This window comes from Modestobacter marinus (genome assembly GCF_019799945.1).
Taxonomy (GTDB): Bacteria; Actinomycetota; Actinomycetes; order Mycobacteriales; family Geodermatophilaceae; genus Modestobacter; species Modestobacter marinus_B.
The window spans coordinates 144,474-167,977 of the sequence record NZ_JABGCH010000005.1 but is presented as its reverse complement, the minus strand read 5'-3'; the positions used below and the strand labels follow the sequence as shown (position 1 = coordinate 167,977).

The following is a 23,504-nucleotide window of genomic DNA, read 5'->3' as shown; positions in this document are numbered from 1 at the left end:
GGGAGCACGCTGGTCAGCGGCTCGGCCGGGCCGGCCGGAGGCCCAAGCCGATCAGGACGAGCCCCGTCGTGCCCTCGATGGCCCGGTCGACCCGCGGCCGCTGCAGCCACCGCCGCACCACGACCGCCCCGACGATCAGCAGGGTGAACCACAGCACGCTCAGGCCCGCGTGCCCGGCGGCCAGCAGCGCGCCCATGCCGAGGGCCGAGGTGTCCGGCGGCAGGAACTGCGGCAGGACGGACACGTGGAACGCGCCCACCTTGGGGTTGAGCAGGTTGGTCAGCAGGCCGGCGGGGGCCGATCGCCGCGCCCTGCAGGGTCACGCCGGCCAGCGTACGGAGCCCCCACCTGCGCTTGACTGGGCCGGTGCCCGCTCCTGGACTCCGGCTGCGCACCGCCCCCACGGCCGACCTCTCCCCCCGCGAGCTCGCCGCCGTGCGCGGCTTCCTCGACGCCGCGTTCACCGGCCGGTTCGACGACGAGGACTGGGCGCACGCCCTCGGCGGGCTGCACGTGCTCGCCACCACGGACGGGGAGCTGGCCGGCCACGCGTCCCTCGTCGGCCGGCAGCTGATCGCCGACGGCCGCACCCTGCGCACCGGCTACGTCGAGGCGGTCGCCACCGCCGCGCGGATGCGCCGCCGCGGGGTCGGCGCCGCGGTCATGGCCGAGGTCGAGCGGCTGATCGCCGGCGGAGCCGAGCTCGGGGCACTGGCGTCCAGCGCGGCCGCCGTCGACTTCTACCGGGCGCGCGGCTGGCTGGCCTGGACCGGACCGACCGCGGCACTCACCCCGGACGGCCCGGTGGAGACGCCGGACGAAGCGGTCTTCGTGCTGCCCACCCCGGCCACGCCGGCGCCGTTGGACCCCACCGGTCGGCTGGTCTGCGACTGGCGCCGTGGTGACCTGTGGTGACGCGCCAGGATCCGCGCAGCAGTCCATTGCCCGCCGACCGGGGCCGCTCCTAGGGTCTGCTCGCCAGGACATCGGCGTCCCGGCACCCCTCCCCCGGAGGTTCCCGTGGTCGATCGCTTGAAGCCACGCACCCTGGCCGGTGAGCTCGCCGCCGAGTTCGCCGGCACCTTCATCCTCATCCTGTTCGGCGTCGGCGTCGTGGCCCAGGTGGTGGCCGGCGGCATCGGCGACCACGACAGCATCGCCTGGGCGTGGGGCCTGGGCGTCGTGCTCGGCGTCTACACCGCCGCCCGGATCAGCGGCGCGCACATCAACCCCGCGGTGACCGTCGCGCTCGCGGCCTTCCGCGGCTTCCCCTGGCGCAAGGTGGCCCCCTACGCCCTCGCCCAGACCCTCGGCGCCTTCCTCGCCGCGCTGATCGTGCGCTGGAACTACAGCGAGGTCATCGCGGCGATGGACCCGGATCACACCATCGCCACGCAGGGCATCTTCTCGACCCTGCCCGGCAACGGGACGCTGCCGGTCGGCACCTGGGGGGCACTGCGGGACCAGGTGATCGGCACGGCGATCCTGATGTTCCTGGTCCTGGCCGTCGTCGACGTGCGCAACACGGCCCCCGGCGCCAACCTCGGCCCGTTCGTCATCGGGCTGATCGTGGTGGCGATCGGGATGGCGTGGGGCACCAACGCCGGGTACGCGATCAACCCGGCCCGCGACTTCGGGCCCCGGCTGATGTCGTACTTCACCGGGTACGGCGGAGCCTGGCGGGATCAGAACGGGGACTTCTACTGGTGGGTCCCGATAGTCGGGCCGCTGGTGGGCGCACTCGTCGGCGCCCTGCTGTACGACCTGCTCGTGGGCCGCTTCCTGCCGGTGGAGGACGAGCCTGAGGCCAGCCGCGCGCCCACCGAGACGTCACCCGACGTCAGCAGCGGCACCAACGCACCGCCGTCCCCGCGCGCCGGCGCGCACGACGAGGTCCGGTCCGACACCCGTGGGCGGCCGACCGCACCCGACGGCACCTGACCCCCCCCGGGGAGGCCCGTTCCTCGTGGGCGGGCCTCCCCTCCGCTCTCAGAGACAGGAGCACCGGTGAAGAAGCTCATCAACGCGGCGGCCGAAGTCGTCCCCGAAGCGCTGCGCGGCATGGCCGCCGCCCACCCCGAGCTGCGGGTCGACGTGGACAACCGCGTGGTGGTCCGGGGCGACGCCCCGGTGCGGGGCAAGGTCGGCCTGGTCTCCGGTGGGGGCTCCGGCCACGAGCCCATGCACGCCGGGTTCGTCGGCCCGGGGATGCTCGACGCGGCCTGCGCCGGCGAGGTGTTCACCTCCCCGGTCCCCGACCAGGTGGTCGCCGCGACGACCGCCGTCGACGGCGGTGCGGGCGTCCTGCACATCGTGAAGAACTACACCGGCGACGTGATGAATTTCGAGATGGCGGCGGAGCTGGTGGCCGCCGAGTCCGGCACCGAGGTGAACGCGGTCGTCGTCGACGACGACGTCGCGGTGCAGGACAGCCTGTACACCGCCGGACGGCGCGGGGTGGGCGCCACGGTGCTCCTGGAGAAGATGGCCGGTGCCGCGGCGGAGCAGGGCCGCCCGCTCGCCGGGGTCACCGAGGTCGCCCGCACGGTGAACGCCCGGGCCCGCAGCATGGGCCTCGCCCTGACCTCCTGCACCGTGCCGGCCGCCGGCAAGCCGACCTTCGACCTCCCGGAGAACGAGATGGAGGTCGGCATCGGGATCCACGGCGAGCCCGGACGGCGCCGCGTCCCGGTCGCCCCCGCCCGGGAGATCGCCGAGATGCTGGTCGAACCGGTGCTCGGCGACCTCGACTTCACCGGCGGCGACGGCGTGCTGGCCTTCGTCAACGGCATGGGCGGCACACCGCTGATCGAGCTGTACCTCATGTACGCCGAGGTGGTCGGCGTCCTGGAGAAGGCCGGGGTGACCGTGGCCCGGTCACTGGTCGGCTCCTACATGACCAGCCTGGAGATGGCCGGCTGCTCGGTCACCCTCGTGCGGATGGACGACGACCTGTTGCGGCTGTGGGACGCCCCGGTGCGGACGCCCGCGCTGCGGTGGGGGGTCTGATGGCCCAGGAGCTGGGCATCCCCGAGTTCGAGGGCTGGATCCGGGCGTTCGCCGCGGCCGTCGCCGAGCACCGGGACGAGCTGACCACGCTCGACTCGGCCATCGGCGACGCCGACCACGGGACCAACATGGACCGGGGCATGGCCGCGGTCGTCGCCGCCCTCGACGGCGGGCCGCCGGCCGACGGCGCAGCGCTGTTCAAGCTGGTCGGCGCCACGCTGGTGAGCAAGGTCGGCGGGGCGAGCGGCCCGCTCTACGGCACCTTCTTCCTGCGCCTCGCCGGTGCCGGCGGGTCCGGGCCCTGGGACGCCGGCACGGTCGCGAAGGCGCTGCGGGCCGGGGTCGAGGGCGTCGTGGCCCGCGGCAAGGCCGAGCCCGGCGACAAGACGATGCTCGACGCGCTCCTGCCCGCCTGCGACGCGCTGGAGGCCGCGCTGGCCGCCGGTCAGCCGCTCGCCGACGCCCTGGGCGCCGCCGCGACCGCCGCGGTGGAGGGCCGGGACGCGACGAAGCCGCTGCAGGCCCGCAAGGGCCGGGCGAGCTACCTGGGCGAGCGCAGCATCGGGCACGTCGACCCGGGCGCCACCTCCGCGGCGCTGCTGGTGGAGGCCGCGGCCACGGCGCTGGTCCCGGCGCAGGGCTGACCGGCGTGCCCCGGGTCGGCCTGGTCGTCGTCTCGCACAGCCGCCCGCTCGCCGAGGCCGCGGTCACCCTGGCCCGGCAGATGCTCACCGGCGCGGACGTGGCCGTCGAGGTCGCCGCCGGCACCGACGACGGCGGCCTGGGCACCGACGCGTTCGCGATCTCCGAGGCGATCGCCGCCGCCGACTCCGGCGACGGCGTCGTGGTGCTCATGGACCTCGGCAGCGCCGTGCTCTCCGCCGAGACGGCGCTCGAGCTGCTCGCCGACGACGTCCGGGACCGGGTGCTGCTGAGCGCCGGGCCGCTGGTGGAGGGCCTGATCGGCGCGGTGGTGGTCGCGGCCGGCGGCGCCGACCGGGACCGGGTCGCCGCCGAGGCGCTCCGCGGGCTGGCCCCCAAGCAGGCCCACCTCGGCGGCTGAGCGCCCCGCACCACCCCGCCGGCAGCGGGTCAGGAGGACGGGAGCAGCAGCGTCGCGTAGAGGGTGAGCCCGGGGCCGAACGCCATCGCGACCACCGGGCCGTCGACGTCCCGCAGCTCGTCGAGGACGAGCAGCACGGTCGCCGACGAGCAGTTGCCGTGCTCGGCGAGCACCCGGCGGGAGGCGCCGATCTGCTCCTCGGTCAGGCCGAGCTCGTCGCGGACGACGTCGAGGATGCGCGGTCCGCCGGGGTGCACCGCCCAGCCCGCGACGTCCTCCCGCCGCATCCCCGCCCCGGCCAGCAGCTCGTCGACGACCCCGCCGACATGCCGGGCGAGCACGTCGGGCACCCGCGGCGACAACCCCATCCGGAAACCGAGGTCGGTGACGTCCCAGGTCATGTGGTCGGCGGTGGCGTAGTCGGTGCGGGCCACCATCCCGGCCACCCGCCGGCCGCGCCGCGCGCCGGGCTCCACGACGACGGCGGCCGCCGCGTCGCTGAACAGCGCGTGCGCGACCACCTGCTCCAGGTCCCGCTGGGCCGGCTGCACGTGCAGGCTCGTCAGCTCGCAGCACAGCAGCACCGCCGGCCGGGCACGGGCGGCCACGAAGTCGCTGACCGCGGCCAGCCCGGGCAGGGCGGCGTAGCAGCCCATGTGGCCGACCAGCAGGCGCTGCAGCCCGGCCGGCATGCCGAGGTCCTGGGCGAGCCGGATGTCCAGCCCCGGGGTGGCGTAGCCGGTGCAGGTGGCGACGGCGAAGAGGCCGACGTCCCCCGGGGCGAGACCTGCGGCGTCCAGTGCTCCGGCGACCGCCTGCTTGCCCAGCGGCAGCGCCTCGGTGACGTACCGGGTCATCCGGGCCGCGGTGCCCCAGCCGGAGAGGTCCTCGGTGACCGGGTCGGCGACGGCGTGCCGGGTGCGCACCCCCGTGTTCTTGAAGATCCGCTCGGCCGACCGCAGCCCCGCGTAGTGCCGGGCGAAGAAGCCCTCCCAGACGGCGTCCTGCTCGTAGGTCGCCGGCAGCGCGCGCCCGGACCCCGTGACCACCGCAGCGCTCACGGAGCCGTCACCAGCACGTTCCCCTGCACCGCCCCGTTCCGGTCATGACCCGACCGTACGTGCGGACTCGGTGGCACGCCGCTCGGCCGCCCGCCACGGTTCCTCGCGTCGCGTTCCGTAGCCGGCGAACAACACCGAGGTGAGGCGCATCTCGCGCATCCGCACGCCGGGACGGCGTCCGAGGCGCCAGGCGACGACGTCGCGCACCGAGGGCCGCAGTCCGACCAGCCGCAGGTCGAGGCCCACCCGCTCCGCGGCCGCGAGCAGCCGCCGGCGGTCGACGAAGAGGGCGGGGTCGTGGATGCCGGGGGGCGGGCCGCCGGGGACCCGCTCGGCGATCCGCACCGCGATCAGGTCGGCCAGCCGGGTGCGGGCGATCGCGTCGATCACCAGGGTGCCGCCGGGCCGCAGCAGCCGGGCGCACTCGGCGATCACCTGCTCGTCGTCGTCGACGTGCTCGAGCACCTCCCCGGCCAGGACGACGTCGGCGCAGCCGTCAGCCAGGGGCACCGCCAGCACCGACCCCCGCACCGGCGCGACCCCGTGCTCGCGTGCCACGCGCAGTCCGGCCAGCCCCAGGTCGACGCCGACGTGCCGGTAGCCCAGCCGGGACACGTGCGGCGCCATCAGGCCCCCGCCGCAGGCCAGGTCGACCAGCACCGCGTCGGGGCCGGCCGCCGGCGGCACGTGCCCGGCCCGGGACGCCGCCAGCCAGTGCAGCATCGCGAAGCCGCCGGACGGCTCCCACCACTGGTCGGCCAGCTCGTCGTACTGGGCCGGGTCGTTGCGGCGCACCCGGGCGACGCTACTTGCTCTTCAGCGGGTCGTGACCCCAGTTCATCAGCGAGTACCGCCACCGCGAGGTCTCGACGTCCTCCTTCGCCGGCTCCTGGGCGAGGTGGCGCTGCACGTACCCGTGCACCTTCCGCATGTGGGCGAGGTCGTCGTCGGTGAGGTCGGCCTTCTTCGTGTGCAGCAGCTCGACGATCCGCCGTCCGGACGCGTGCCCGGTCGACTCGTCCGAGCCGTCGGTCTTCTGCCCCACCGACTGCGACTCCTCGGTCGCCAGCCACCGCTCGAGCTCCGCCGCGGTCATGTTGACCACCTCGCCGAACTCGCGGCGGATCGTGTCGGCGTCGTCCTCGGCCATCGTCGTCCCCTCTACGTGTCGGCGATCGGTCCGTGCGGTACCGCAGGCCCGTGGCCAGGAAACGAACGGACGTCGAGGACTCCGCGCGCCGGCGCGGTGAGTCGCCACAGCAGACCCTGGACCGCAACGTCGACGAGCTGCTGCAGGAGACGCGGGTCGCCACGGCCGGGGTGCAGTTCCTGTTCGCGTTCCTGCTCACCCTGCCGTTCACCCAGCGGTTCGCCGATCTCACGGGCTTCCAGCGCGACCTGTACCCGCTCACCCTGATCAGCGCGACGTGCGCGGCCATCGTGTTCATCGCGCCGGTCGCCTTCCACCGGGTGCTGTTCCGTCAGCACGAGAAACAGGCCGTCGTCGCCTTCGCCGACCGGGCGCTGCTGGTCGGCCTGGTGCTGCTGCTCATCGGGATCGCCAGCGCGGTGCTGCTGGTCCTCGACGTCGTCCTGGGGCGGGGCTGGGCCGTCACCGGGTGCACGCTGGTCACCCTGCTGGCCCTGGCGCTGTGGTTCGCGCTGCCGGCGCTGCGCCGGGGCCGGTCGGACCGCTGAGGGCGGATTCCCGCTCCGGCTCGCGCCGGGTTTCCGGGCGCGCGGCCGGGGCACCGCAGCGGCATGAGCGACAGCGCAGGACGGACGCCCCACCCCGACGAGCCCGCCGAGGGCGGCACCGACGGCCCCGACCAGCAGGGCGGCGGCCAGACCCCGCACTCGGAGGAGCCGGCCGAGGGCGCGGAGACCGGCGAGCAGCCCGGCGTCGACCCGGAGAACCGGGTCACCGGCGTCTGATCCGTCAGTCCTGCTCGGCCGCGTCGGGACGTTCCGGGTCGACCGGCTCCTCGGGCGCCGTCCTGGCGGGCGGCACCTCGTCGGAGGCCACCGGCTCGGCGTCGCGCCGCGGCCGGCGGGGCGGTGCCGTGGGCCGGCGGTAGGACGTGCGGCCGGGCTGGACGGGCATCGGCGCTCCCGGGGTCAGGGGATCGGGACGGGGTCAGGGGATCGAGACCGGCGTGGGCGCCGCGGCCGCGGGGAGGCGGTGCCCCCACCCGCCGCGGACCCGCCGGACCGAGACCGCCCGGCAGACCAGGTAGATGACGAACGAGATCGTGGTGACGAACGGGCTGATCGGGATGCTCCCGCCCAGCGCCAGCAGGATCCCGCCGACGGCGGAGACCACCGCGAACACCACGCTGAGCACCGGTGCGAGCACCGGCGAGGCCGTGACCCGGAACGCCGCGGCAGCCGGGGTGACCAGCAGCGACAGCACGAGCAGCGCGCCCACCACCTGCACGGCCATCGACACGGCGAGGCCGAGCAGCAGCGTGAACCCCACCGACAGCAGGCCGGCGGGCAGCCCCCGGGCGACGGCGACCTCGGGGTCGGCGCTGACGAACAGCAACGGCCGCCAGATCAGCGCCATGCCGGCGAGCACCACGATCGAGACGCCGACCAGCCAGTTCAGCCGCACGGTGTCGACCGCCACCACCTGCCCGGTGAGCAGGCCGAACTTGTTGGCCGCCCGCCCCTCGTAGAGCGCCAGGAACAGCACGCCGAGACCCAGCCCGAAGGGCATGAGGACACCGATCACCGAGTTGCGGTCGCGGGCCCGGACGCCGAGGCCGCCGATCAGCGCCGCGGCCAGCAGCGAGCCGACCACCGAGCCCAGCGCCACGTTCGCGCCGAGCAGCAGGGCGGCCGCCGCACCGGCGAAGGACAGCTCGCTGATCCCGTGCACCGCGAACTGCATGTCGCGCAGCTGCACGAAGACGCCGACCAGCCCGCCGACCAGGCCGAGCAGCGCGGCGGCGATGAGCGAGTTGTGCACCAGCGCGAGCAGCTGGCCGTAGTCGCTGTAGTCGAAGAGGTCACCCACGGCGCACGCTCGTGGCGGGTTCGGCGCTGGTGTCGCCGTGCTGCTCGTGGTGCTCGCAGCCGCCGGGCTCCTCCTGCGTCCCGACCACCACGATCCGGCCGCGGACGTCGAGCACGTCGACCGGGGTGCGGTACAGCTCGCTCAGCGTCGCGGAGGTGAGCACGTCGGCCGGCGTCCCCACCCGGTGCCGGCCCCCGGCGATGTAGAGGACGCGGTCGACCAGGTCGAGCACGGGGTTGATCTCGTGGGTGACGAAGACGACCGCGGTGTCGTGCTCGCGCCGCCGCCGGTCGATCATCGCCGAGACCGCCCGCTGGTGGCGCAGGTCCAGGGAGAGCAGCGGCTCGTCGCAGAGCAGCAGCGCGGGATCGGTGGCCAGTGCCTGGGCGATCCGCACCCGCTGCTGCTCACCGCCGGAGAGCAGCCCGATCGGGGCGTCGGCGTAGCCGGTGGCCCCCACCGCCTCGAGCGCCTCGTCGACCCGCCGGCGGGCCTCGGCCGAGCGCCGCCGCACGCCCCAGCGGTGCCCGTCGAGCCCGAGGGCGACCAGGTCCCGGGCGCGCAGCGGGGTCGCGGCGTCCATCGACTTCTGCTGGGGCACGTACCCGACCGTCGCGCTGCCCCGGCCGGGCGGCCGCCCGCCGACGAGCAGCTGGCCGGCGGCCAGCGGCAGCTGGCCGAGGACCGCCTTGAGCAGGGTGGACTTGCCGACCCCGTTCGGGCCGAGGACGGCGAGGAACTCCCCGGGCTGCAGCTCGAGGTCCAGCCCGCTCCACAGCACGCGGTCCCCGAACGACATCCGGGCATCGCGCAGGCTGAGGGCTGGTCCCGAGACGGTGGTCATCGCTTCGACGATCTCACGCGGAGAGGGCGGCGACGACCGCGTCGAGGTTGCCCCGCATCCAGCTGAGGTAGTCCTGCCCCTCGGGCAGCGTCTCGGTCACCGGGACGACGTCGACGCCGGCGGCCCGCGCCGCCTCCAGCAACCGCTCGGTCTCCGGGCCGCTGGTCTGGTCGTTGTAGACCAGGGCGCGCACCTGCCCGCTGCCGATGAGGTCGAGGGTCTCCTGCAGGACGGCGGGTGAGACGTCGCCGCCCTCCTCGACCGCCTCGGCGAACTCCGCGGGGGTGAGGTCCTCCGCGCCGAGCGCATCGAGCAGGTGGCCGGGGACCGGCTCGGTCACCGCGACGCCCGCACCCTGCGTGGTGGCCCGCGCCTGCTCCCCGGCGGCGATCAGCTCCTGCAGGCCCGCGCGGAACTGCGCGCCGTTGGCCTCGTAGTCGCCCGCCCCGGCCGGGTCGATCTCGCCGAGGGCGGTGACCACCTCCTCGGCGAGGGCGTCCATCGCGGCGAGGTCGTACCAGACGTGCTCGTTGAAGCCCTCCGCCTCGGCGTCGAGCCCGGACACCTCGACCGCGTCGAGGACGACGGCGCCCGAGCCGTCGGCGGCGACCAGGGTCTGCATGAAGTCGTCGTAGCCCCCGCCGTTCGCGACCACCAGGTCGGCCCGGGACACCGCCAGCTGGGTGCGGGTGTTGGCCTCGAAGGAGTGCGGGTCGGCCGACGGGTCGTCGAGCACCGAGGTGACCTCGACGCGGTCGCCGCCGATGGCCGCCACCACGTCGCCGTAGACGTCGGTCGAGGCGACCGCGCGCACGCCGTCGTCCGCGCCCGCGTCCTCCCCCGAGCCACAGGCGGCGGTGGCGACGAGGGCCAGGGACGACGCCGCGAGCAGAGCTGCACGGCGGAGCGGGGAGCGCATCGGACCTCCGGTACGGGAATGAGAATGATTGTCAGTAGCGTAACGCAGGACGGCAGGTGAGCGGCGTCTCACCCGATCCGGCACCGGTTCACGCGACCCGGGCCGTCGGGGTCCGCTCCCGCAGCAAGACTGGCCGCCATGGCCGAGAACCGCCCGGAGCGCCAGGAGGACACCCGCAGCCCGTCGTCGACCTCGGGGTCGCCGAGCGCTCCCGTCGTCCGTTTGCTGGCCAACCTCCGCCGGATCCGCCGGGCCTGAACCAGCCCTCCGGGCTCGTCACAGCGGCACCACCGACCCCCGTCGTCCCGGGGTTCGCCATGCGCCACGGCGGTGCGTGACGACGCCCGGGCCCGTCGGCGTGCCGCGAACCGCTCCGTCACGCCGTCCTGCACCATCGGCCGCGTGACCGCAGCAGCACTCCCCCTGCACACGACCGACGACGGTGCGCCGGCCCGTCGTTCCCGCGCCGAGCGCCAGGAGATCGTCCTGGACACCGCCGAGCGCCTCTTCGCGGCGCGCAGCTCGCGCAGCGTGGGGATGGATGAGCTGGTCCGCGAGACCGGCCTGGGCAAGATGACGGTGTACCGGCTCTTCAAGAGCAAGGACGACCTCGTCGGCGCGTACCTGGCGCGCAAGGCCGCGACCGTGCTCGCCTACCTGGACGCGGAGCTCGCCCGGCTGGAGGGTGACCCGCGGGCGGCCCTGCTCGCGGTGGTGGACGTCGTGGAGCGGGACGTCACCCGTACCGGCTTCCGCGGCTGCCCCTTCACCAACGTGAGCAGCGAGTACGACGACCCGCAGCACCCGGCCCGCAGCGCCGCCGCCGACTACAAGTTCGAGCTGCACCTGCGGCTCGAGCGGCTGGCCGACGAGCTGGTCCCGGGCGGCGGCGAGGACCTCGCCGCCCAGATCCACCTGATCATCGACGGCATGTACCTCTCCGGCGGGCTGCTCGGGCCCGACGGGCCCGCCTCCCACGGCCGGCAGCTGGCCGAGCGGCTGATCGACGCGGCGACCGCCTGATCCCGGCGGCTCGCACGGCGGGGCGGCGGAGCTGCCCGCAGGATGACCCCGTGCCCGACCGCAGCCGCCCCGACCTCGACGACGACACCGTCACCGCCCTCGGCAAGCTCTCCGAGGCCCTGGAGACCGTGGAACAGGCCCGCGGGCTGCTGTACGGCTTCCACCAGCTCACCGGCAAGGCCGACCTGCTGCTGCAGGACGCCGTCCAGCAGCTCCGGGACGCCGGCCACACCGAGCTCGCCGACGATCTCGACCGCGACCTCGTCGGCCGCAACGTCATCGCCGACCGCTGGACCTTCCAGGTCGTGGAGGACTACGACGCGACCTACTGGTCGACGTTCCGCGCCTTCGACGAGCGGGCCCGCACCGAGCTCGCCGACGGCGACCGGCACGTGTTCGAGGCCCGGATGAAGCAGCGCGAGCGCACCTCCGGCCACCCGCGGCACGAGGCGGGCCCGGCCCTCGACGGCTGACCGCCGGCTCGTGCACTGCATCAGGACGGCGCGCAGTGCATCTGGCCCGACGTGCGGTGCCCGGAGGACGGCGCGGGGTGAGAGTGCTTGCTCCTGATTACCGGTCGGTAATAGCGTTTGTTACCGGGGAGTACGCACGCTCCCACCGGCCCGAGCACGGAGCACCGTCCATGAGCCACTACACGGCTGACCTGCGCGACCTCGAGTTCAACCTCTTTGAGTTCCAGAGCACCAGGAGCCTGTTCGGCACCGGCCCGTTCGAGCAGATGGACGCCGAGACGGCGCGCGGGGTGCTGGCGGAGGTCCGCCGGCTGGCCGAGGGGCCGCTGGCCGCGTCCTTCACCGACGCCGACCGCAACCCGCCGGTGTTCGACCCGGTCACGCACTCGGTGACGCTCCCCGAGTCGTTCAAGCGCTCCTACGAGGCGCTGGCCGCCGGCGAGTGGTTCCGCCTGGACCTGCCCGAGGAGCTCGGTGGCTTCGGCGCGCCGGTCGCGCTCCGCTGGGCGGCGTTCGAGATGGTGCTGGGCGCGAACCCCGCCGTCTTCATGTACGGCTCGGGCGCGACCTTCGCCGCGATCCTGCACTCGCTGGGCACCCCGGAGCAGCAGCGCCTGGCCGAGCTGATGATCGAGCGCGGCTGGGGCGCCACCATGGTGCTCACCGAGCCCGACGCGGGGTCCGACGTGGGCGCCGGACGCACCCGGGCGGTCCGGCAGGACGACGGGTCCTGGCACATCAGCGGCGTCAAGCGGTTCATCACCTCGGCCGAGCACGACCTGACCGACAACATCGTCCACCTGGTGCTGGCCCGCCCGGAGGGCGCGGGACCGGGGACCAAGGGGCTGTCGCTGTTCGTCGTCCCGAAGTTCCACGTCGACCTCGCCACCGGCGCGCTCGGCGAGCGCAACGGCGTCTGGGTGACCAACGTGGAGAAGAAGATGGGCCTCAAGGTCTCCACGACCTGCGAGCTCACCTTCGGCGACGGACCGGTGCCGGCGACGGGCTGGCTGGTCGGCGACGTGCACGACGGCATCGCCCAGATGTTCAAGGTCATCGAGTACGCCCGGATGTTCGTCGGCACCAAGGCGATCGCCACGCTCTCCGCGGGCTACCGGCAGGCGCTGGCCTACGCCAAGGTGCGGGTGCAGGGGGCCGACCTGACCGCGACCAGCAAGGACGCCCCGCGGGTGACGATCACCCACCACCCCGACGTGCGCCGCTCGCTGATGCTGCAGAAGGCCTACACGGAGGGCATGCGCGCGCTGTACCTCTACGCCGCCTCCTTCCGGGACCAGGTGCTGGCGGCCGAGGCGGCCGGGGCCGCCGACAGCGAGGACGCGGTGCTCGCCGCCCGGGTGAACGACCTGCTGCTGCCGATCGTGAAGGGCTTCGGGTCCGAGCGGGCCACCGAGCTGCTGACCAGCGAGTCGCTGCAGACCCTCGGCGGCTCGGGCTACCTGCAGGACCACCCGCTCGAGCAGTACGTCCGCGACTCCAAGATCGACACCCTCTACGAGGGCACGACGGCGATCCAGGGGCAGGACCTCTTCTTCCGGAAGATCGTCCGGGACGGCGGCGTCGCGCTGACCTGGCTCGCCGAGCAGGTTCAGGCCACGATCACCGCCGAGTCGGGCAACGGCCGGCTCAAGGAGGAGCGGGCGCTGCTGGCGACCGCGCTCGGCGACGTCCAGGCCGTGCTCGCCGCCCTGCTCGGCCGGCTGGCCGCCGCCCAGCAGGACCCTTTGAAGCTGTACCAGATCGGCCAGAACACCTCCCGGCTGCTGCTGGCCGTCGGCGACCTGGTCACCGCCTGGCTGCTGGTGCGCCAGTCCGAGGTGGCCCTGGCCGCGCTGGCCGGTGAGGTGAGCGAGCGGGACCGGCACTTCTACGAGGGCAAGCTGGCGGCGACCCGCTTCTTCTCCACCCAGGTGCTGCCCCGGCTCACCGCCGACCGGTCGATCGTCGAGGACACCGACGACGCGCTGATGACGGTCGACGAGGCCGCCTTCTGAGCCGTTTCTCCGCCCGGCACGTGGGCATCTGGGTGCCATGAGTGAGACCGGCGGCAGCGACCGGATCCAGCAGGACGTCCCCACGGCGTCGGGGACCGGGGACGACAGCGACACCGGCACCGACTCGTTCGGCGACGTCCCCCTCACCCGGGACGAGGCGGTCGAGCGTGACCAGGCCACCGGCGGCGACCAGTCCGCCCGGGTCACCGGTCAGCCCGAGCTCGCCGAACGCGCGGAGAACCCGGCCGACTGACCCCCCGCACCGACCTCTGGAGGACCGCATGACCGAGAGCGACAACACCGGCTACAACGAGTCGCCGGACACCGCCGACGCCGACAGCAACCTGATCGACGGGCAGACCGGCGACAACGCCAGCGACCGCGGTGAGCAGGACACGGTCCTGCTCACCGACGACGAGGCGCAGCGCGACGACGACCAGACCCGCCCGGGCAACGCCGCCGGCTGAGCACGGGTCCCGGCCTCGGCACCCGTTGGGGTGCCGAGGCCGGGACCCGCGTCGGACACGCGGCTCGGGGAAGCGCCCGGCAGCGCCGCGCGGGCCGGCTCGCGCACGTGGAACCCCCCACATGTCGCCCAGACCCGGGCACCGCTCTACGGTGCCGCCATGGCGCACAACGACTTCTTGGCCGGACGACGGGCGATGATCACCGGCGGTGCGTCGGGGATCGGGCGGGCGTGTGCGGTCCGCCTCGCCGAGGCGGGCGCCGCGGTGGTGGTCGTGGACCGCGACGCCGCGGCGGCGGAGCGGGTGGCCACGGAGGTGGGCGGCACGGCGGTGACCGTCGACCTCAGCGACCTCGACGCGGTAGACGCCCTGGACCTCGACGTCGACGTGCTGGTCAACAACGCGGGCCTGCAGCACGTCGCCCCGGTCCACGAGTTCCCGGTCGACCGGTTCAGCCTCATCCTCCGGCTGATGCTGGAGGCGCCCTTCCGCCTGGTGCGCGGGGCGCTCCCGTCCATGTACGAGCGCGGGTGGGGCCGGATCGTGAACGTCAGCTCGGTGCACGGGCTGCGGGCCTCGCCGTACAAGTCCGCCTACGTGACGGCGAAGCACGGGCTCGAGGGGTTGTCGAAGGTGATCGCCCTGGAGGGCGCGGAGCACGGCGTCACCTCGAACTGCGTCAACCCGGCCTACGTGCGCACCCCGCTGGTCGAAGGCCAGATCGCCGACCAGGCCCGGGCCCACGGGCTGACCGAGGACCAGGTCCTCGAGCAGGTCATGCTCGCGCCGGCTGCCCTCAAGCGGCTGATCGAGCCCGAGGAGGTCGCCGACGCGATCGCCTGGCTCTGCTCGCCGTCGGCCACCTCGGTGACCGGCAGTTCGCTGGTCATGGACGGCGGGTGGACCGCGCACTGACCGTCCGTCCGGCGGGGAGGCCGGCCGCGACCGCTCCGGCAGCCTCGGCGACTGACGCCGTGCGCTGAGGCGGGGTTCCTCCTGCAGGAACCCCGCCTCGGCGCACACCGTCGGCACGGGCGGAGACCCGAGCGCGGCGCGACCTACGCTGGTCGGGTGCCGCCACTGCTCGACACCCGTCCCACGGCGCTCGCCGTCGACGAGTGGCGTGCGCGCGAGGCCGCGTACCAGCGCCGGATGGACAGCTGGCTGGAGCCCCACCGGCAGCGCCGCCGGGACGGCGTGGCCCACCCGGTGCTCGACTTCCTGTTCACCTACTACTCCGAGACCCCGGGGCGGCTGCGCCGCTGGCACCCCGGCCTCGGCACGGCGCTCGCCGGCACGGCGGCCCGCGAGCGGCTGGACTGGCCGATGTACGCCGAGGTGGCGGCAACCACCCCCGACGGGGACCCGGTGCCCGCCGTCGGCCTGGACCGCCCCGCGTTCCTGGCCAAGCGCCGGGACGCCGCCGCGTGGATCGAGGGACTGCTGGCCGCGACCGCCGGGCGGCCGGCGCAGTTCGGCTGCTTCGGCCTGCACGAGTGGGCGATGCTCTACCGCCCGGGGGCCGGCGAGGTACGGCACGAGCAGCTGCCACTGCGCCTGGGCCAGGACGGCACCGACGCCGTCGTCGAGCAGCACCGCGTGCAGTGCAGCCACATCGACGCGTTCCGCTTCTTCACGCAGGCCGCGCGGCCCCGGAACACGCTCACGCCCACCCGGGAGACCCAGCCGCAGCTGGAGCAGCCCGGCTGCCTGCACGCGACCATGGACCTCTACAAGTGGGCCTACAAGCTCAGCCCCGCGGTGCCCGGCGAGCTGCTCGCCGACTGCTTCGCCCTCGCGTCGGACGTCCGTGAGCTGGACATGCGCGCGTCGCCCTACGACCTGAGCGCCGCCGGCTACGAGCCGGTCGCGATCGAGACGCCCGCGGGGAAGGCGCAGTACGTCGCCGCGCAGCGCGGATTCGCCACCCGCGGCGGAGACCTGCGGCAGCGCCTGCTGACGGTCTGCCGCGACCTGCTCGGAACGGACGGAGCCTCTACCGTCGGGTGGTGACCTCCACCCGCACCGACCGCTGGATCCACCTCGACGGGACGACGAACACCCGGGACCTCGGGGGTCTGCCCACGGGGGACGGCGGCGAGACGGTGTGCGGGCGCATCCTCCGCAGCGACAACCTGCAGACCCTCAGCCGGGATGACGTCCGCCGGCTCGTCGAGGAGGTCGGGCTGACCGAGGTCGTCGACCTGCGCACCACCGCGGAGATCCTGCTGGAGGGCCGCGGCCCGCTGCGGGACGTCGACGTGATCACCCACCGGCACTTCACCCTGCTGCCCGAGCGCGGTCGGCGCACCGACGTCTTCGCCGCAGAGGAGGACGACACCGAGCTGGTCCGCGCCGAGCTGCCCGCCGACTGGGCGGAGTCGCTGCTGCCCCGCCAGGTCACGCCGGGTCACGAGGGCGAGCTGCCCGCCGTCCGCTCCTACCTCGGCTACCTGACCGACGGGTCGGAGAACGTGGTCGCCGCGCTGCGCTCGCTGGCCTCCGGCGGCCCCGGCGCCGCCGTGGTGCACTGCGCCGCCGGCAAGGACCGCACCGGCGTCGTGGTCGCCCTCGCGCTGGCGGTCGCGGGCGCGGAGACCGAGGCGATCGTCGCGGACTACGCGCAGACCGCCGAAGTCATCGACGCACTGGTGGCCAAGCTGGCGGCCAGCCCGACCTACGCCGAGGACATGACCACCCGGGGCGTCGCCCACCACACGCCCCGCGCCGAGTCGATGCGCCGCGTGCTCGACCTGCTCGACGAGCGCTGGGGCGGACCGCTGGACTGGCTGGCCGCGCACGGCTTCAGCGCCGACGAGCAGGCCGCCCTGCGCGCCCGCCTCCGGGACTGACCACCCGGAATGCGGACGACCCCGGCTTCGCGAGGAAGTCCGGGGTCGGGCATGTGCTGCGCTGGTCCTGCCCGCCGTCGGCGGGAGGGCGGTTAGCGCAGGTTGGTGTACGGCGCGCTGTTCGCCAGGGTCAGCAGCTCGTCGCGCAGGGCGGGGCTGCTGGAGCGGGCCATCGCGGCGGCGAGGGCCTGGCGCGTACGCGCCGCCATCCGACGCTGACGCCAGGTGGAGGTCACGCTGCTCATGTCACTGCCTTCTCTCGGTCGTGCCTGGTGTGTGTTACACCCGTAGTAATACAGGTGGACGTGCACATATTCCATCGGTTTGAAGGGCGAGTCCCTAAGCCGCCGATGATCTGGGTCACTCCTGCGGGTGATGACCTTGGAAACCTCACCCCGGAGGCCCCTTCGCCTCTGGCGCCCGGCCGCGAGCGAGCCCCGCCGGTCGGGGACCGGCGGGCTCGCCTGCGGTGCGCCTCAGGCCTTCGCGAGCAACTCACGGACGGCGGCGCGCGCGGACTGCGGGTCCTCGGCCGCGAGCGCGACGTCCGCGGCCTCCCGGCAGGTGGCCAGGTCGACCGTGGCCAGCCGGGCGCCGACCCCGGCGATCGAGGACGCCGCGCAGGACAGCGAGGTGATCCCCATGCCGACCAGCACGCAGGCCAGCATCGGATCGGCAGCGGCCTCGCCGCACACCCCCACCGGCTTGCCCACCTGCTGCCCGGCGGTGGCGGTCTGCGCCACCAACGCGAGCAGGGCCGGCTGCCACGGGTCGGTCAGGTCGGCCAGGTCACCGGAGAGCCGGTCGGCGGCCAGCGTGTACTGCGACAGGTCGTTGGTCCCGATGGACAGGAAGTCCAGGTGCTCGAGGAACCGGTCGGCGAGCACCGCGACCGAGGGCACCTCGACCATCACCCCGGGCACCAGACCACGCTCCCGCACGTGGGCGGCGAAGTCGGCGGCCTCGGACACGGTGGCGACCATCGGCGCCATCACCCACGGCGAGGAGCCGGTCTCCCGCGCGGCCTGGGCGACCGCGTCGAGCTGGCGGGTGAGCAGGCCGGGGTCGCGGCGGGCGGTGCGCAGGCCGCGGACGCCGAGGGCCGGGTTGGCCTCGTCCGGCGCCGTGGCGAACGGCAGCGGCTTGTCCGAGCCGGCGTCCAGCGTGCGGAGCACGACCTTGCCGCCGGGGAAGGCCGCGAGGACGTCGGCGTAGATCCGCGCCTGCTCCTCGACCGGCGGCTCCTCGGTGCGGCCGAAGAAGGCCAGCTCGGTGCGGAGCAGCCCGACCCCCTCGGCGTGGGCCGCGGCGGCCGCCCGCGCCCCGGCGCCGTCCTGCACGTTCGCGAGCACCTGCACCGCGTGGCCGTCGCGCGTGCTGCCCGGTCCGCGGTACTGGGCCAGCGCGGCAGCCGCCTCCCGCGACGCGGCCACCCGGGCTCCGGCGTCCTGCAGGTCGGGGTCGACGGTGACCGTGCCCGCCTCGCCGTCGACCAGGACGACCGCCCCTTCGGGAACGTCGTCGAGCCCGCCGACCGCCACGACGCAGGGGAGGCCCAGTTGGCGGGCGATGATCGCGGTGTGGCTGGTGGCCCCGCCCAGCCGCGTGGCCAGGGCGATGATCCGCGCGGGGTCCAGGCCGGCCGTGTCGGCCGGGGCGAGGTCGTCGGCGAGCAGCACCGACGGCGTCCCCGGCGTCGGCACGCCGGGCTCCCCCTGCCCGGTGAGCTCGGCGACGATCCGGTCCCGGACGTCGCGGACGTCGGTGGCCCGCTCGGCCATCACCCCGCCCAGGCTGGTGAACAGGTCGACGAACTGCGCGGCCGCCGCGACCGTGGCCACGGGCGCGGAGGAGCCCTCGCCGATCCGCTGCTCCACCGCCGAGAGCAGCCCCCGGTCGCGGGCGAGCTGCGCGGTGGTGGCGAGCACCTCGGCGCTGACGCCGGTGGCGGCCGCGGCGCGGTCGGCCAGACGCTGGGCCACCGCCTCCGCGGCCGCGCCGAACCGTTCCTTCTCGGCCGCGCGCTCGTCGTCGGCGATCCACGGACCCTCGGTGGAGGGCAGCTCCACGGCGCCGACCGGGCGGATCACGGGCCCCACGGCGACGCCGGGCACCACGGGGGTGCCGGTGAGCACGACCGGCCGGGAGAGGTCCGCCGAGTCGAGCCCGGCGCGGGTCGGAGTGGTGGACATCGATGGCCTCACTGTCTCTTCGGGTCCAGCGGGAGTACGTCCGGTGACGGACGCTCGTCCTCACGGCGGCATGGAGTGGCGCAACGGGGACCGGCGCAACGACGATGGGGCGTCCGGTGACCAGAGTCACGAAATGGTCTTGACTTGTCAACTGGTCCCACGTAGAACAACAGAAACACAAGCCCGAACCCACATGTTCGGGCACGCTCTGGCGCACAGCGCCTCAGCGCCGCAGCTGCCAGGAGGTGACCGCCATGTACGCCGAGGAGCGTCAGCAGGCCATCACCGGGCTCGTCAGCCAGCGCGGCCGGGTCGCCGTCACCGCCGTCGCCGAGCACTTCGGGGTCACGACCGAGACCGTCCGTCGGGACCTCGCCACCCTCGAGCGCGCCGGGATGCTGCGCCGCGTGCACGGCGGCGCGGTGCCCGTCGGCGCGCTCACCGTCGTCGAGTCCGCCTTCGGTGAACGGCGGGGCACCCGCACCGAGGCCAAGCGGCGGATCGCGAAAGCCGCGCTCGCCCTCCTGCCCGGTCCGCACGGCAGCGTCGTCCTCGACGGTGGCAGCACCACCGCGGCGCTGGCCGAGCTGCTGCCCGGCGACCGGTCGCTGACCGTCGCCACCAACTCCGTGCCGATCGCCGCCCGGCTGGCCCCCTCCCCCGGCATCTCCCTGCACCTGCTCGGCGGCCGGGTCCGCGGGATCACCCAGGCCGCCGTCGGGCTGTCGACCGTCGCCGCACTGGCCGACCTGCGGGCCGACGTCGTCTTCATCGGCACCAACGGGATCAGCGCCACCCACGGTTTCTCCACCCCCGACGAGGCGGAGGCCGGTGTCAAGCGGGCGATGGCCTCCGCCGGGCAGCGGGTGGTGGTGCTCGGTGACAGCAGCAAGATCGGCCGCGAGCACCTGGTGCGCTTCGCGGCCGTCGAGGACGTCGACGTCCTGGTCACCGATGACGAGGCCGACCCGGCCGTCGTCGCCGAACTGGAGCAACAGGGGATCGAGGTGCTCGTCGGATGAGGACGGAGTCGACCGGGCGGGTGGTCACGCTGACCGCCAACCCGAGCCTGGACCGGACGCTCGCGCTGCCGGGTCCGCTGGAGCGCGGCGCGGTCGCCCGGCTGGGCCCGAGCAGCACCGAACCCGGCGGCAAGGGCGTCAACGTGTCGCGGGCGGTGGCCGCGGCCGGGGCGGACGTCGTCTCGGTGCTGCCCGCCGCCGACGACGACCCGATCGTCCGGGCGCTGCACGAGCTGGGCCTGCGGCTGGCCACGGTGCCGTTGGCCACCCCGGTGCGGACCAACTACACGCTCACCGAGCCGGACGGCACCACCACCAAGCTGAACGAGCCCGGTGCCCGGCTCGACGACACCGCGCTGGCCGCGCTGGAGGCGGCGGTCCACGAGCACGCCACCGGCGCCCGGTGGGTCGTCCTCTCCGGGTCGCTGCCGCCGGGGGCCCCGCTGGACTGGTACGCCACGCTGGTCCGGGGGCTGCGGGACACCGGCGCGCGGATCGCCGTCGACACCTCCGAGGCGCCGCTGCTGGCCCTGCTCGGCGCGGGACCGGACGCCGCCCCCGACCTGCTCAAGCCCAACATCGAGGAGCTCGCCCAGCTGGCCGGGGTGCCGGAGGAGTCGGTCGCGACCGACCTGCACGCTGCGCTCGCCGCCGTCGCCACGCTGCACGAGCGCGGGGTCGCCGAGGTGCTGCTCACCCTCGGCGCCGAGGGCGCCCTGCTCTCCACCGCCGACGGCGGGCTGTGGTCGGCCCGGCCGCCGCGGATCACCGTGCGCAGCACCGTGGGCGCCGGCGACTGCAGCCTGGCCGGCTACGTGCTGGCCGACCTCGCCGGCGGGGACCCGGCCGAGCGGCTGCGCACCGCGGTCGCCTACGGCTCGGCCAGCGCCTCGCTCCCCGGGTCGGCCGTGCCGACCGCCGCGCAGGTCGACCCGGCCGGGGTCGCCGTCGCCGCCGGCCTGCCCGGCCACCCAGCTCCCGCCGAGGCCGTCCCGGCCGCCGGTACCGACGCCCGTTAGACACGCAGGAGAGACCATGTCCGCACTGATCACGCCCGAGTTGGTGGCGCTCGACGCCGATCTCGGGTCCGACAAGGGCACCGTGGTGCGCCGGCTCGCCGAGCTGGTCGCCGGGGCCGGCCGAGCGACCACCGGCGACTCGCTGCACGCCGACGCGATGGCGCGCGAGGCGAAGGCCGCCACCGGCCTGCCCGGCGGGATCGCGATCCCGCACTGCCGGTCGTCGGCGGTCACCCAGGCGTCGCTGGCCTTCGCCCGGCTCTCCCCGAAGGTCGACTTCGGCGCGCCCGACGGCCCCGCCGACCTGGCCTTCCTCATCGCCGCGCCCGAGCACGGCGACGCCGACCACCTGACCCTGCTCACCGCACTGGCCCGCGCGCTGGTGCGGCCGGAGTTCGTCGCCTCGCTGCGCGCGGCGAGCAGCTCGGAGGAGATCGTCGCCCTGGTGCAGGACGTCGTCTCCCCCGCGCCCGCGGCCGCCGCCCCCGCGGCCGCCGGCGGCGCCACCACCGCGAGCGCCCCGCCGGCCGCCGCGCCCGCTGCCGCGCCGGCCGGGACGTCGTCCCGCACCGTCATCGCGGTCAGCGCCTGCCCGACCGGCATCGCGCACACCTACATGGCGGCGGACAAGCTGACCGCGGCAGCCAAGGAGATGGGCGTCGAGCTGCACGTGGAGACCCAGGGCTCCTCCGGGTCCACCCCGCTGGACCCCTCGGTGATCAGCCGCGCCGACGCGGTGATCTTCGCGGTGGACGTGGGGGTCAAGGACCGGGACCGCTTCGCCGGCAAGCCGCTGGTGCAGTCGGGCACCAAGCGCGCGATGAACGAGCCCGACGTGATGATCCGCGAGGCCCTGGCCGCCGCCGACGACCCCAACGGCCGCCGGGTGCCCGGTACCGCCGGCGCGGGCGGAGCGGCTCCGGCCGGGGACGGCGGCGGCGGGAAGCCGTCGCTCGGCGGCGAGGTCCGCCGCTGGCTGCTCACCGGCGTCAGCTACATGATCCCGTTCGTGGCGGCCGGCGGTCTGCTCATCGCGCTCGGCTTCCTGTTCGGCGGGTACCCGATCGTCACCACCGACCCCAGCACCGACGGCCTGAGCTTCGCGCAGAACTGGGCGCTCAACAACACCTTCTTCAACCTGCCCGCCGACCCCGGTGTCGACTACCTCCGCGGGGGCTTCCTGGGCTACCTCGGCGCAGTCTTCACCGTGCTCGGCCAGGCGGCCTTCGGCTTCCTCGTCCCCGCGCTGGCCGGCTACATCGCCTACGCCATCGCCGACCGGCCCGGCATCGTCCCGGGCTTCGTCGTCGGCGCGGTCTCGCTGACCGTGGGCGCCGGCTTCCTGGGTGGCGTGGTCGGCGGCATCCTGGCCGGCTTCGTCGCACTGTGGATCAGCCGCTGGAAGCTCCCCACCTGGGCCCGCGGTCTGCAGCCCGTCGTGATCATCCCGCTGATCGCGACGCTGATCTCCAGCGGCCTGATGGTCGTCCTCCTCGGCCGCCCGCTGGCCGCCGCCCTCACCGGGCTGGGGAACTTCCTCAACGGCCTGACCGGCACGTCGGCGATCCTGCTCGGGATCATCCTCGGCCTGATGATGTGCTTCGACCTCGGCGGACCGGTCAACAAGGCGGCCTACGTCTTCGCCACCACCGGGCTGGCCGCCGCGGCGACCACCGGCGGCGCACCGCTGGTGATCATGGCGACCGTCATGGCGGCCGGCATGGTCCCGCCGATCGCCATGGCGATGTCCACCGCGATCCGGCCGAAGCTGTACACCCCGGCCGAGCGGGACAACGGCAAGGCAGCCTGGCTGCTGGGCGCCTCGTTCATCTCCGAGGGTGCGATCCCGTTCGCCGCGGCCGACCCGCTGCGGGTGATCCCGTCGATGATGCTCGGCGGTGCGACGACCGGCGCGATCGTCGCGTCCAGCGGCGTCGAGCTGCGCGCCCCGCACGGCGGCATCTTCGTGTTCTTCGCGATGAGCAACGCCCTGCTGTTCCTGATCGCCGTGCTCATCGGTGCGGTCGTCGGCGCCGCCGCCGTGACCATCGCCAAGAGCATCGGCCGGCCCAAGGCCGAGGACGTCCCCGAGGACGCCGTCGACCTCCAGCACGCGCACACGCCCACCCACGCTCCTGCTGCCCCGGCGGGTGCCGCCGTCGCGCAGCAGGCAAGCTGATCCCACCCACCGTCGATCCGAGAAGAGGCACCGATGCCCTCCAAGACCGTCACCGTCGGCTCCGCCGTCGGCCTGCACGCCCGACCGGCCGCCCTGATCGCCGAGGCGGTCGCCAAGTCCGGCGCGTCGGTCACGCTGGCCACCCCCGGCGGCAACCCGGTGGACGCCGGCTCACCGCTGATGATCATGACGCTCGGTGCGAAGAAGGGCACCGACGTCGAGGTCACCAGCGATGACGAGGCGGCCCTCGCACACATCGCCGAGATGGTCGAGCGCGACCTCGACGCCGAATAGAGGACCCGGTTCTCCTCACCGCTGGGAAAGCTCGCGGCGAGCCTCTGGACCGG

At 74.6% G+C, this 23,504-nt stretch carries 29 protein-coding genes and 1 pseudogene; 19 read left to right on the top strand and 11 right to left on the bottom strand.

The window, feature by feature from the left end:
* Nucleotides 1-13: 13 nt before the first annotated feature.
* Nucleotides 14-289: pseudogene (locus tag HK417_RS07270) on the bottom strand (LysE family translocator); the annotation flags it as partial.
* Nucleotides 290-366: 77 nt separating this feature from the next.
* Between HK417_RS07270 and HK417_RS07265 the strand changes: the two are divergent.
* The 5 genes from HK417_RS07265 to dhaM all read left to right on the top strand — a co-directional run bounded on the left by HK417_RS07265 (nucleotide 367) and on the right by dhaM (nucleotide 4,072).
* A complete protein-coding gene (locus HK417_RS07265; RefSeq protein WP_222264864.1) occupies nucleotides 367-915 on the top strand; it encodes a GNAT family N-acetyltransferase in 549 nt (182 codons plus the stop codon).
* Nucleotides 916-1,020: 105 nt separating this feature from the next.
* Nucleotides 1,021-1,941, top strand: a complete 921-nt coding sequence (locus tag HK417_RS07260; protein WP_222264862.1) for an MIP/aquaporin family protein — start codon at nucleotides 1,021-1,023, stop codon at nucleotides 1,939-1,941.
* Between the two features lie 66 nt (nucleotides 1,942-2,007).
* Entirely contained in the window at nucleotides 2,008-3,009 is a 1,002-nt protein-coding gene (dhaK, locus tag HK417_RS07255) for a dihydroxyacetone kinase subunit DhaK (RefSeq protein WP_222264860.1), read from the top strand.
* On the top strand, nucleotides 3,009-3,653 hold the full coding sequence (dhaL, locus tag HK417_RS07250; protein WP_222264858.1) for a dihydroxyacetone kinase subunit DhaL: 645 nt from the start codon (nucleotides 3,009-3,011) through the stop codon (nucleotides 3,651-3,653). Before dhaK ends, dhaL begins: the two co-directional genes overlap by 1 nt.
* A gap of 5 nt (nucleotides 3,654-3,658) precedes the next feature.
* Nucleotides 3,659-4,072, top strand: coding sequence for a dihydroxyacetone kinase phosphoryl donor subunit DhaM (dhaM, locus tag HK417_RS07245; protein WP_222264856.1), 414 nt, complete (start codon nucleotides 3,659-3,661; stop codon nucleotides 4,070-4,072).
* A gap of 29 nt (nucleotides 4,073-4,101) precedes the next feature.
* Here the strand turns inward: dhaM and HK417_RS26410 are convergent, their stop codons facing one another.
* Genes HK417_RS26410 through HK417_RS07230 form a run of 3 tightly spaced genes read right to left on the bottom strand, consistent with a single transcriptional unit; the run spans nucleotide 4,102 to nucleotide 6,283 of the window.
* Nucleotides 4,102-5,133: a type III polyketide synthase gene (locus HK417_RS26410; protein ID WP_222264854.1), complete on the bottom strand. Its 1,032-nt coding sequence runs from the start codon at nucleotides 5,131-5,133 to the stop codon at nucleotides 4,102-4,104.
* A gap of 42 nt (nucleotides 5,134-5,175) precedes the next feature.
* Nucleotides 5,176-5,928 (bottom strand): methyltransferase domain-containing protein, encoded by a 753-nt coding sequence (locus HK417_RS07235; protein ID WP_222264852.1) that lies wholly within the window; start codon nucleotides 5,926-5,928, stop codon nucleotides 5,176-5,178.
* A gap of 10 nt (nucleotides 5,929-5,938) precedes the next feature.
* Nucleotides 5,939-6,283 carry a DUF3140 domain-containing protein gene (locus HK417_RS07230; RefSeq protein WP_222264850.1) on the bottom strand — a complete coding sequence of 115 codons (345 nt, stop codon included), beginning with the start codon at nucleotides 6,281-6,283 and terminating at the stop codon, nucleotides 5,939-5,941.
* Between the two features lie 50 nt (nucleotides 6,284-6,333).
* Between HK417_RS07230 and HK417_RS07225 the strand changes: the two genes are divergently transcribed.
* Entirely contained in the window at nucleotides 6,334-6,831 is a 498-nt protein-coding gene (locus tag HK417_RS07225; RefSeq protein WP_222264848.1) for a DUF6328 family protein, read from the top strand.
* 63 nt (nucleotides 6,832-6,894) lie between these two features.
* Complete coding sequence (locus HK417_RS07220; RefSeq protein WP_222264846.1) at nucleotides 6,895-7,068, top strand: hypothetical protein; 174 nt, start codon at nucleotides 6,895-6,897, stop codon at nucleotides 7,066-7,068.
* Between the two features lie 4 nt (nucleotides 7,069-7,072).
* On the opposite strand, the gene HK417_RS07215 is transcribed toward HK417_RS07220, so the two are convergent.
* The 5 genes from HK417_RS07215 to HK417_RS07195 form a co-directional block, all read right to left on the bottom strand.
* On the bottom strand, nucleotides 7,073-7,237 hold the full coding sequence (locus tag HK417_RS07215; protein WP_222264844.1) for a hypothetical protein: 165 nt from the start codon (nucleotides 7,235-7,237) through the stop codon (nucleotides 7,073-7,075).
* Nucleotides 7,238-7,270: 33 nt separating this feature from the next.
* Nucleotides 7,271-8,152, bottom strand: coding sequence for a metal ABC transporter permease (locus HK417_RS07210; RefSeq protein WP_222264842.1), 882 nt, complete (start codon nucleotides 8,150-8,152; stop codon nucleotides 7,271-7,273).
* Nucleotides 8,145-8,996: a metal ABC transporter ATP-binding protein gene (locus tag HK417_RS07205; protein WP_222264840.1), complete on the bottom strand. Its 852-nt coding sequence runs from the start codon at nucleotides 8,994-8,996 to the stop codon at nucleotides 8,145-8,147. Before HK417_RS07205 ends, HK417_RS07210 begins: the two co-directional genes overlap by 8 nt.
* Before the next feature lie 13 nt (nucleotides 8,997-9,009).
* Complete coding sequence (locus HK417_RS07200; protein WP_222264838.1) at nucleotides 9,010-9,915, bottom strand: metal ABC transporter solute-binding protein, Zn/Mn family; 906 nt, start codon at nucleotides 9,913-9,915, stop codon at nucleotides 9,010-9,012.
* Between the two features lie 68 nt (nucleotides 9,916-9,983).
* Nucleotides 9,984-10,148, bottom strand: a complete 165-nt coding sequence (locus tag HK417_RS07195; RefSeq protein ID WP_222264836.1) for a hypothetical protein — start codon at nucleotides 10,146-10,148, stop codon at nucleotides 9,984-9,986.
* Nucleotides 10,149-10,317: 169 nt separating this feature from the next.
* Between HK417_RS07195 and HK417_RS07190 the strand changes: the two genes are divergently transcribed.
* The 8 genes from HK417_RS07190 (at nucleotide 10,318) to HK417_RS07155 (ending at nucleotide 16,745) form a co-directional block, all read left to right on the top strand.
* The gene (locus HK417_RS07190; RefSeq protein WP_222264835.1) at nucleotides 10,318-10,938 is read left to right on the top strand and encodes a TetR/AcrR family transcriptional regulator; all 621 of its coding nucleotides are present in this window, start codon (nucleotides 10,318-10,320) and stop codon (nucleotides 10,936-10,938) included.
* A 50-nt stretch (nucleotides 10,939-10,988) separates the two neighbouring features.
* On the top strand, nucleotides 10,989-11,411 hold the full coding sequence (locus HK417_RS07185) for a hypothetical protein (RefSeq protein WP_222264833.1): 423 nt from the start codon (nucleotides 10,989-10,991) through the stop codon (nucleotides 11,409-11,411).
* A 170-nt stretch (nucleotides 11,412-11,581) separates the two neighbouring features.
* Nucleotides 11,582-13,426, top strand: coding sequence for an acyl-CoA dehydrogenase (locus HK417_RS07180; protein WP_222264831.1), 1,845 nt, complete (start codon nucleotides 11,582-11,584; stop codon nucleotides 13,424-13,426).
* A 37-nt stretch (nucleotides 13,427-13,463) separates the two neighbouring features.
* Entirely contained in the window at nucleotides 13,464-13,679 is a 216-nt protein-coding gene (locus HK417_RS07175; RefSeq protein WP_222264829.1) for a hypothetical protein, read from the top strand.
* 28 nt (nucleotides 13,680-13,707) lie between these two features.
* On the top strand, nucleotides 13,708-13,893 hold the full coding sequence (locus HK417_RS07170; RefSeq protein WP_222264827.1) for a hypothetical protein: 186 nt from the start codon (nucleotides 13,708-13,710) through the stop codon (nucleotides 13,891-13,893).
* Between the two features lie 159 nt (nucleotides 13,894-14,052).
* Nucleotides 14,053-14,808 (top strand): 3-hydroxybutyrate dehydrogenase, encoded by a 756-nt coding sequence (locus HK417_RS07165; protein WP_222264826.1) that lies wholly within the window; start codon nucleotides 14,053-14,055, stop codon nucleotides 14,806-14,808.
* Nucleotides 14,809-14,964: 156 nt separating this feature from the next.
* Nucleotides 14,965-15,906, top strand: coding sequence for a 3-methyladenine DNA glycosylase (locus HK417_RS07160; RefSeq protein ID WP_308123429.1), 942 nt, complete (start codon nucleotides 14,965-14,967; stop codon nucleotides 15,904-15,906).
* Complete coding sequence (locus HK417_RS07155; protein ID WP_222264823.1) at nucleotides 15,903-16,745, top strand: tyrosine-protein phosphatase; 843 nt, start codon at nucleotides 15,903-15,905, stop codon at nucleotides 16,743-16,745. The genes HK417_RS07160 and HK417_RS07155 overlap by 4 nt, the downstream gene beginning before the upstream one ends.
* 92 nt (nucleotides 16,746-16,837) lie before the next feature.
* Here HK417_RS07155 and HK417_RS07150 read toward each other — a convergent pair whose 3' ends face one another.
* Nucleotides 16,838-16,990 carry a hypothetical protein gene (locus HK417_RS07150; RefSeq protein ID WP_222264821.1) on the bottom strand — a complete coding sequence of 51 codons (153 nt, stop codon included), beginning with the start codon at nucleotides 16,988-16,990 and terminating at the stop codon, nucleotides 16,838-16,840.
* Nucleotides 16,991-17,221: 231 nt separating this feature from the next.
* Nucleotides 17,222-18,937 (bottom strand): phosphoenolpyruvate--protein phosphotransferase, encoded by a 1,716-nt coding sequence (locus HK417_RS07145; RefSeq protein WP_222264819.1) that lies wholly within the window; start codon nucleotides 18,935-18,937, stop codon nucleotides 17,222-17,224.
* Between the two features lie 254 nt (nucleotides 18,938-19,191).
* Here HK417_RS07145 and HK417_RS07140 point away from each other — a divergent pair, with 254 nt between their 5' ends.
* From HK417_RS07140 to HK417_RS07125, 4 genes are read left to right on the top strand one after another with little or no spacing between them, the layout of a single operon-like run.
* A complete protein-coding gene (locus tag HK417_RS07140; protein ID WP_222265013.1) occupies nucleotides 19,192-19,959 on the top strand; it encodes a DeoR/GlpR family DNA-binding transcription regulator in 768 nt (255 codons plus the stop codon).
* Nucleotides 19,956-20,978: a 1-phosphofructokinase family hexose kinase gene (locus HK417_RS07135; protein ID WP_222264817.1), complete on the top strand. Its 1,023-nt coding sequence runs from the start codon at nucleotides 19,956-19,958 to the stop codon at nucleotides 20,976-20,978. Before HK417_RS07140 ends, HK417_RS07135 begins: the two co-directional genes overlap by 4 nt.
* A 16-nt stretch (nucleotides 20,979-20,994) precedes the next feature.
* Nucleotides 20,995-23,157: a PTS fructose transporter subunit IIABC gene (locus HK417_RS07130; protein ID WP_222264815.1), complete on the top strand. Its 2,163-nt coding sequence runs from the start codon at nucleotides 20,995-20,997 to the stop codon at nucleotides 23,155-23,157.
* Between the two features lie 33 nt (nucleotides 23,158-23,190).
* The gene (locus HK417_RS07125) at nucleotides 23,191-23,451 is read left to right on the top strand and encodes an HPr family phosphocarrier protein (protein WP_222264813.1); all 261 of its coding nucleotides are present in this window, start codon (nucleotides 23,191-23,193) and stop codon (nucleotides 23,449-23,451) included.
* Nucleotides 23,452-23,504: the final 53 nt, after the last annotated feature.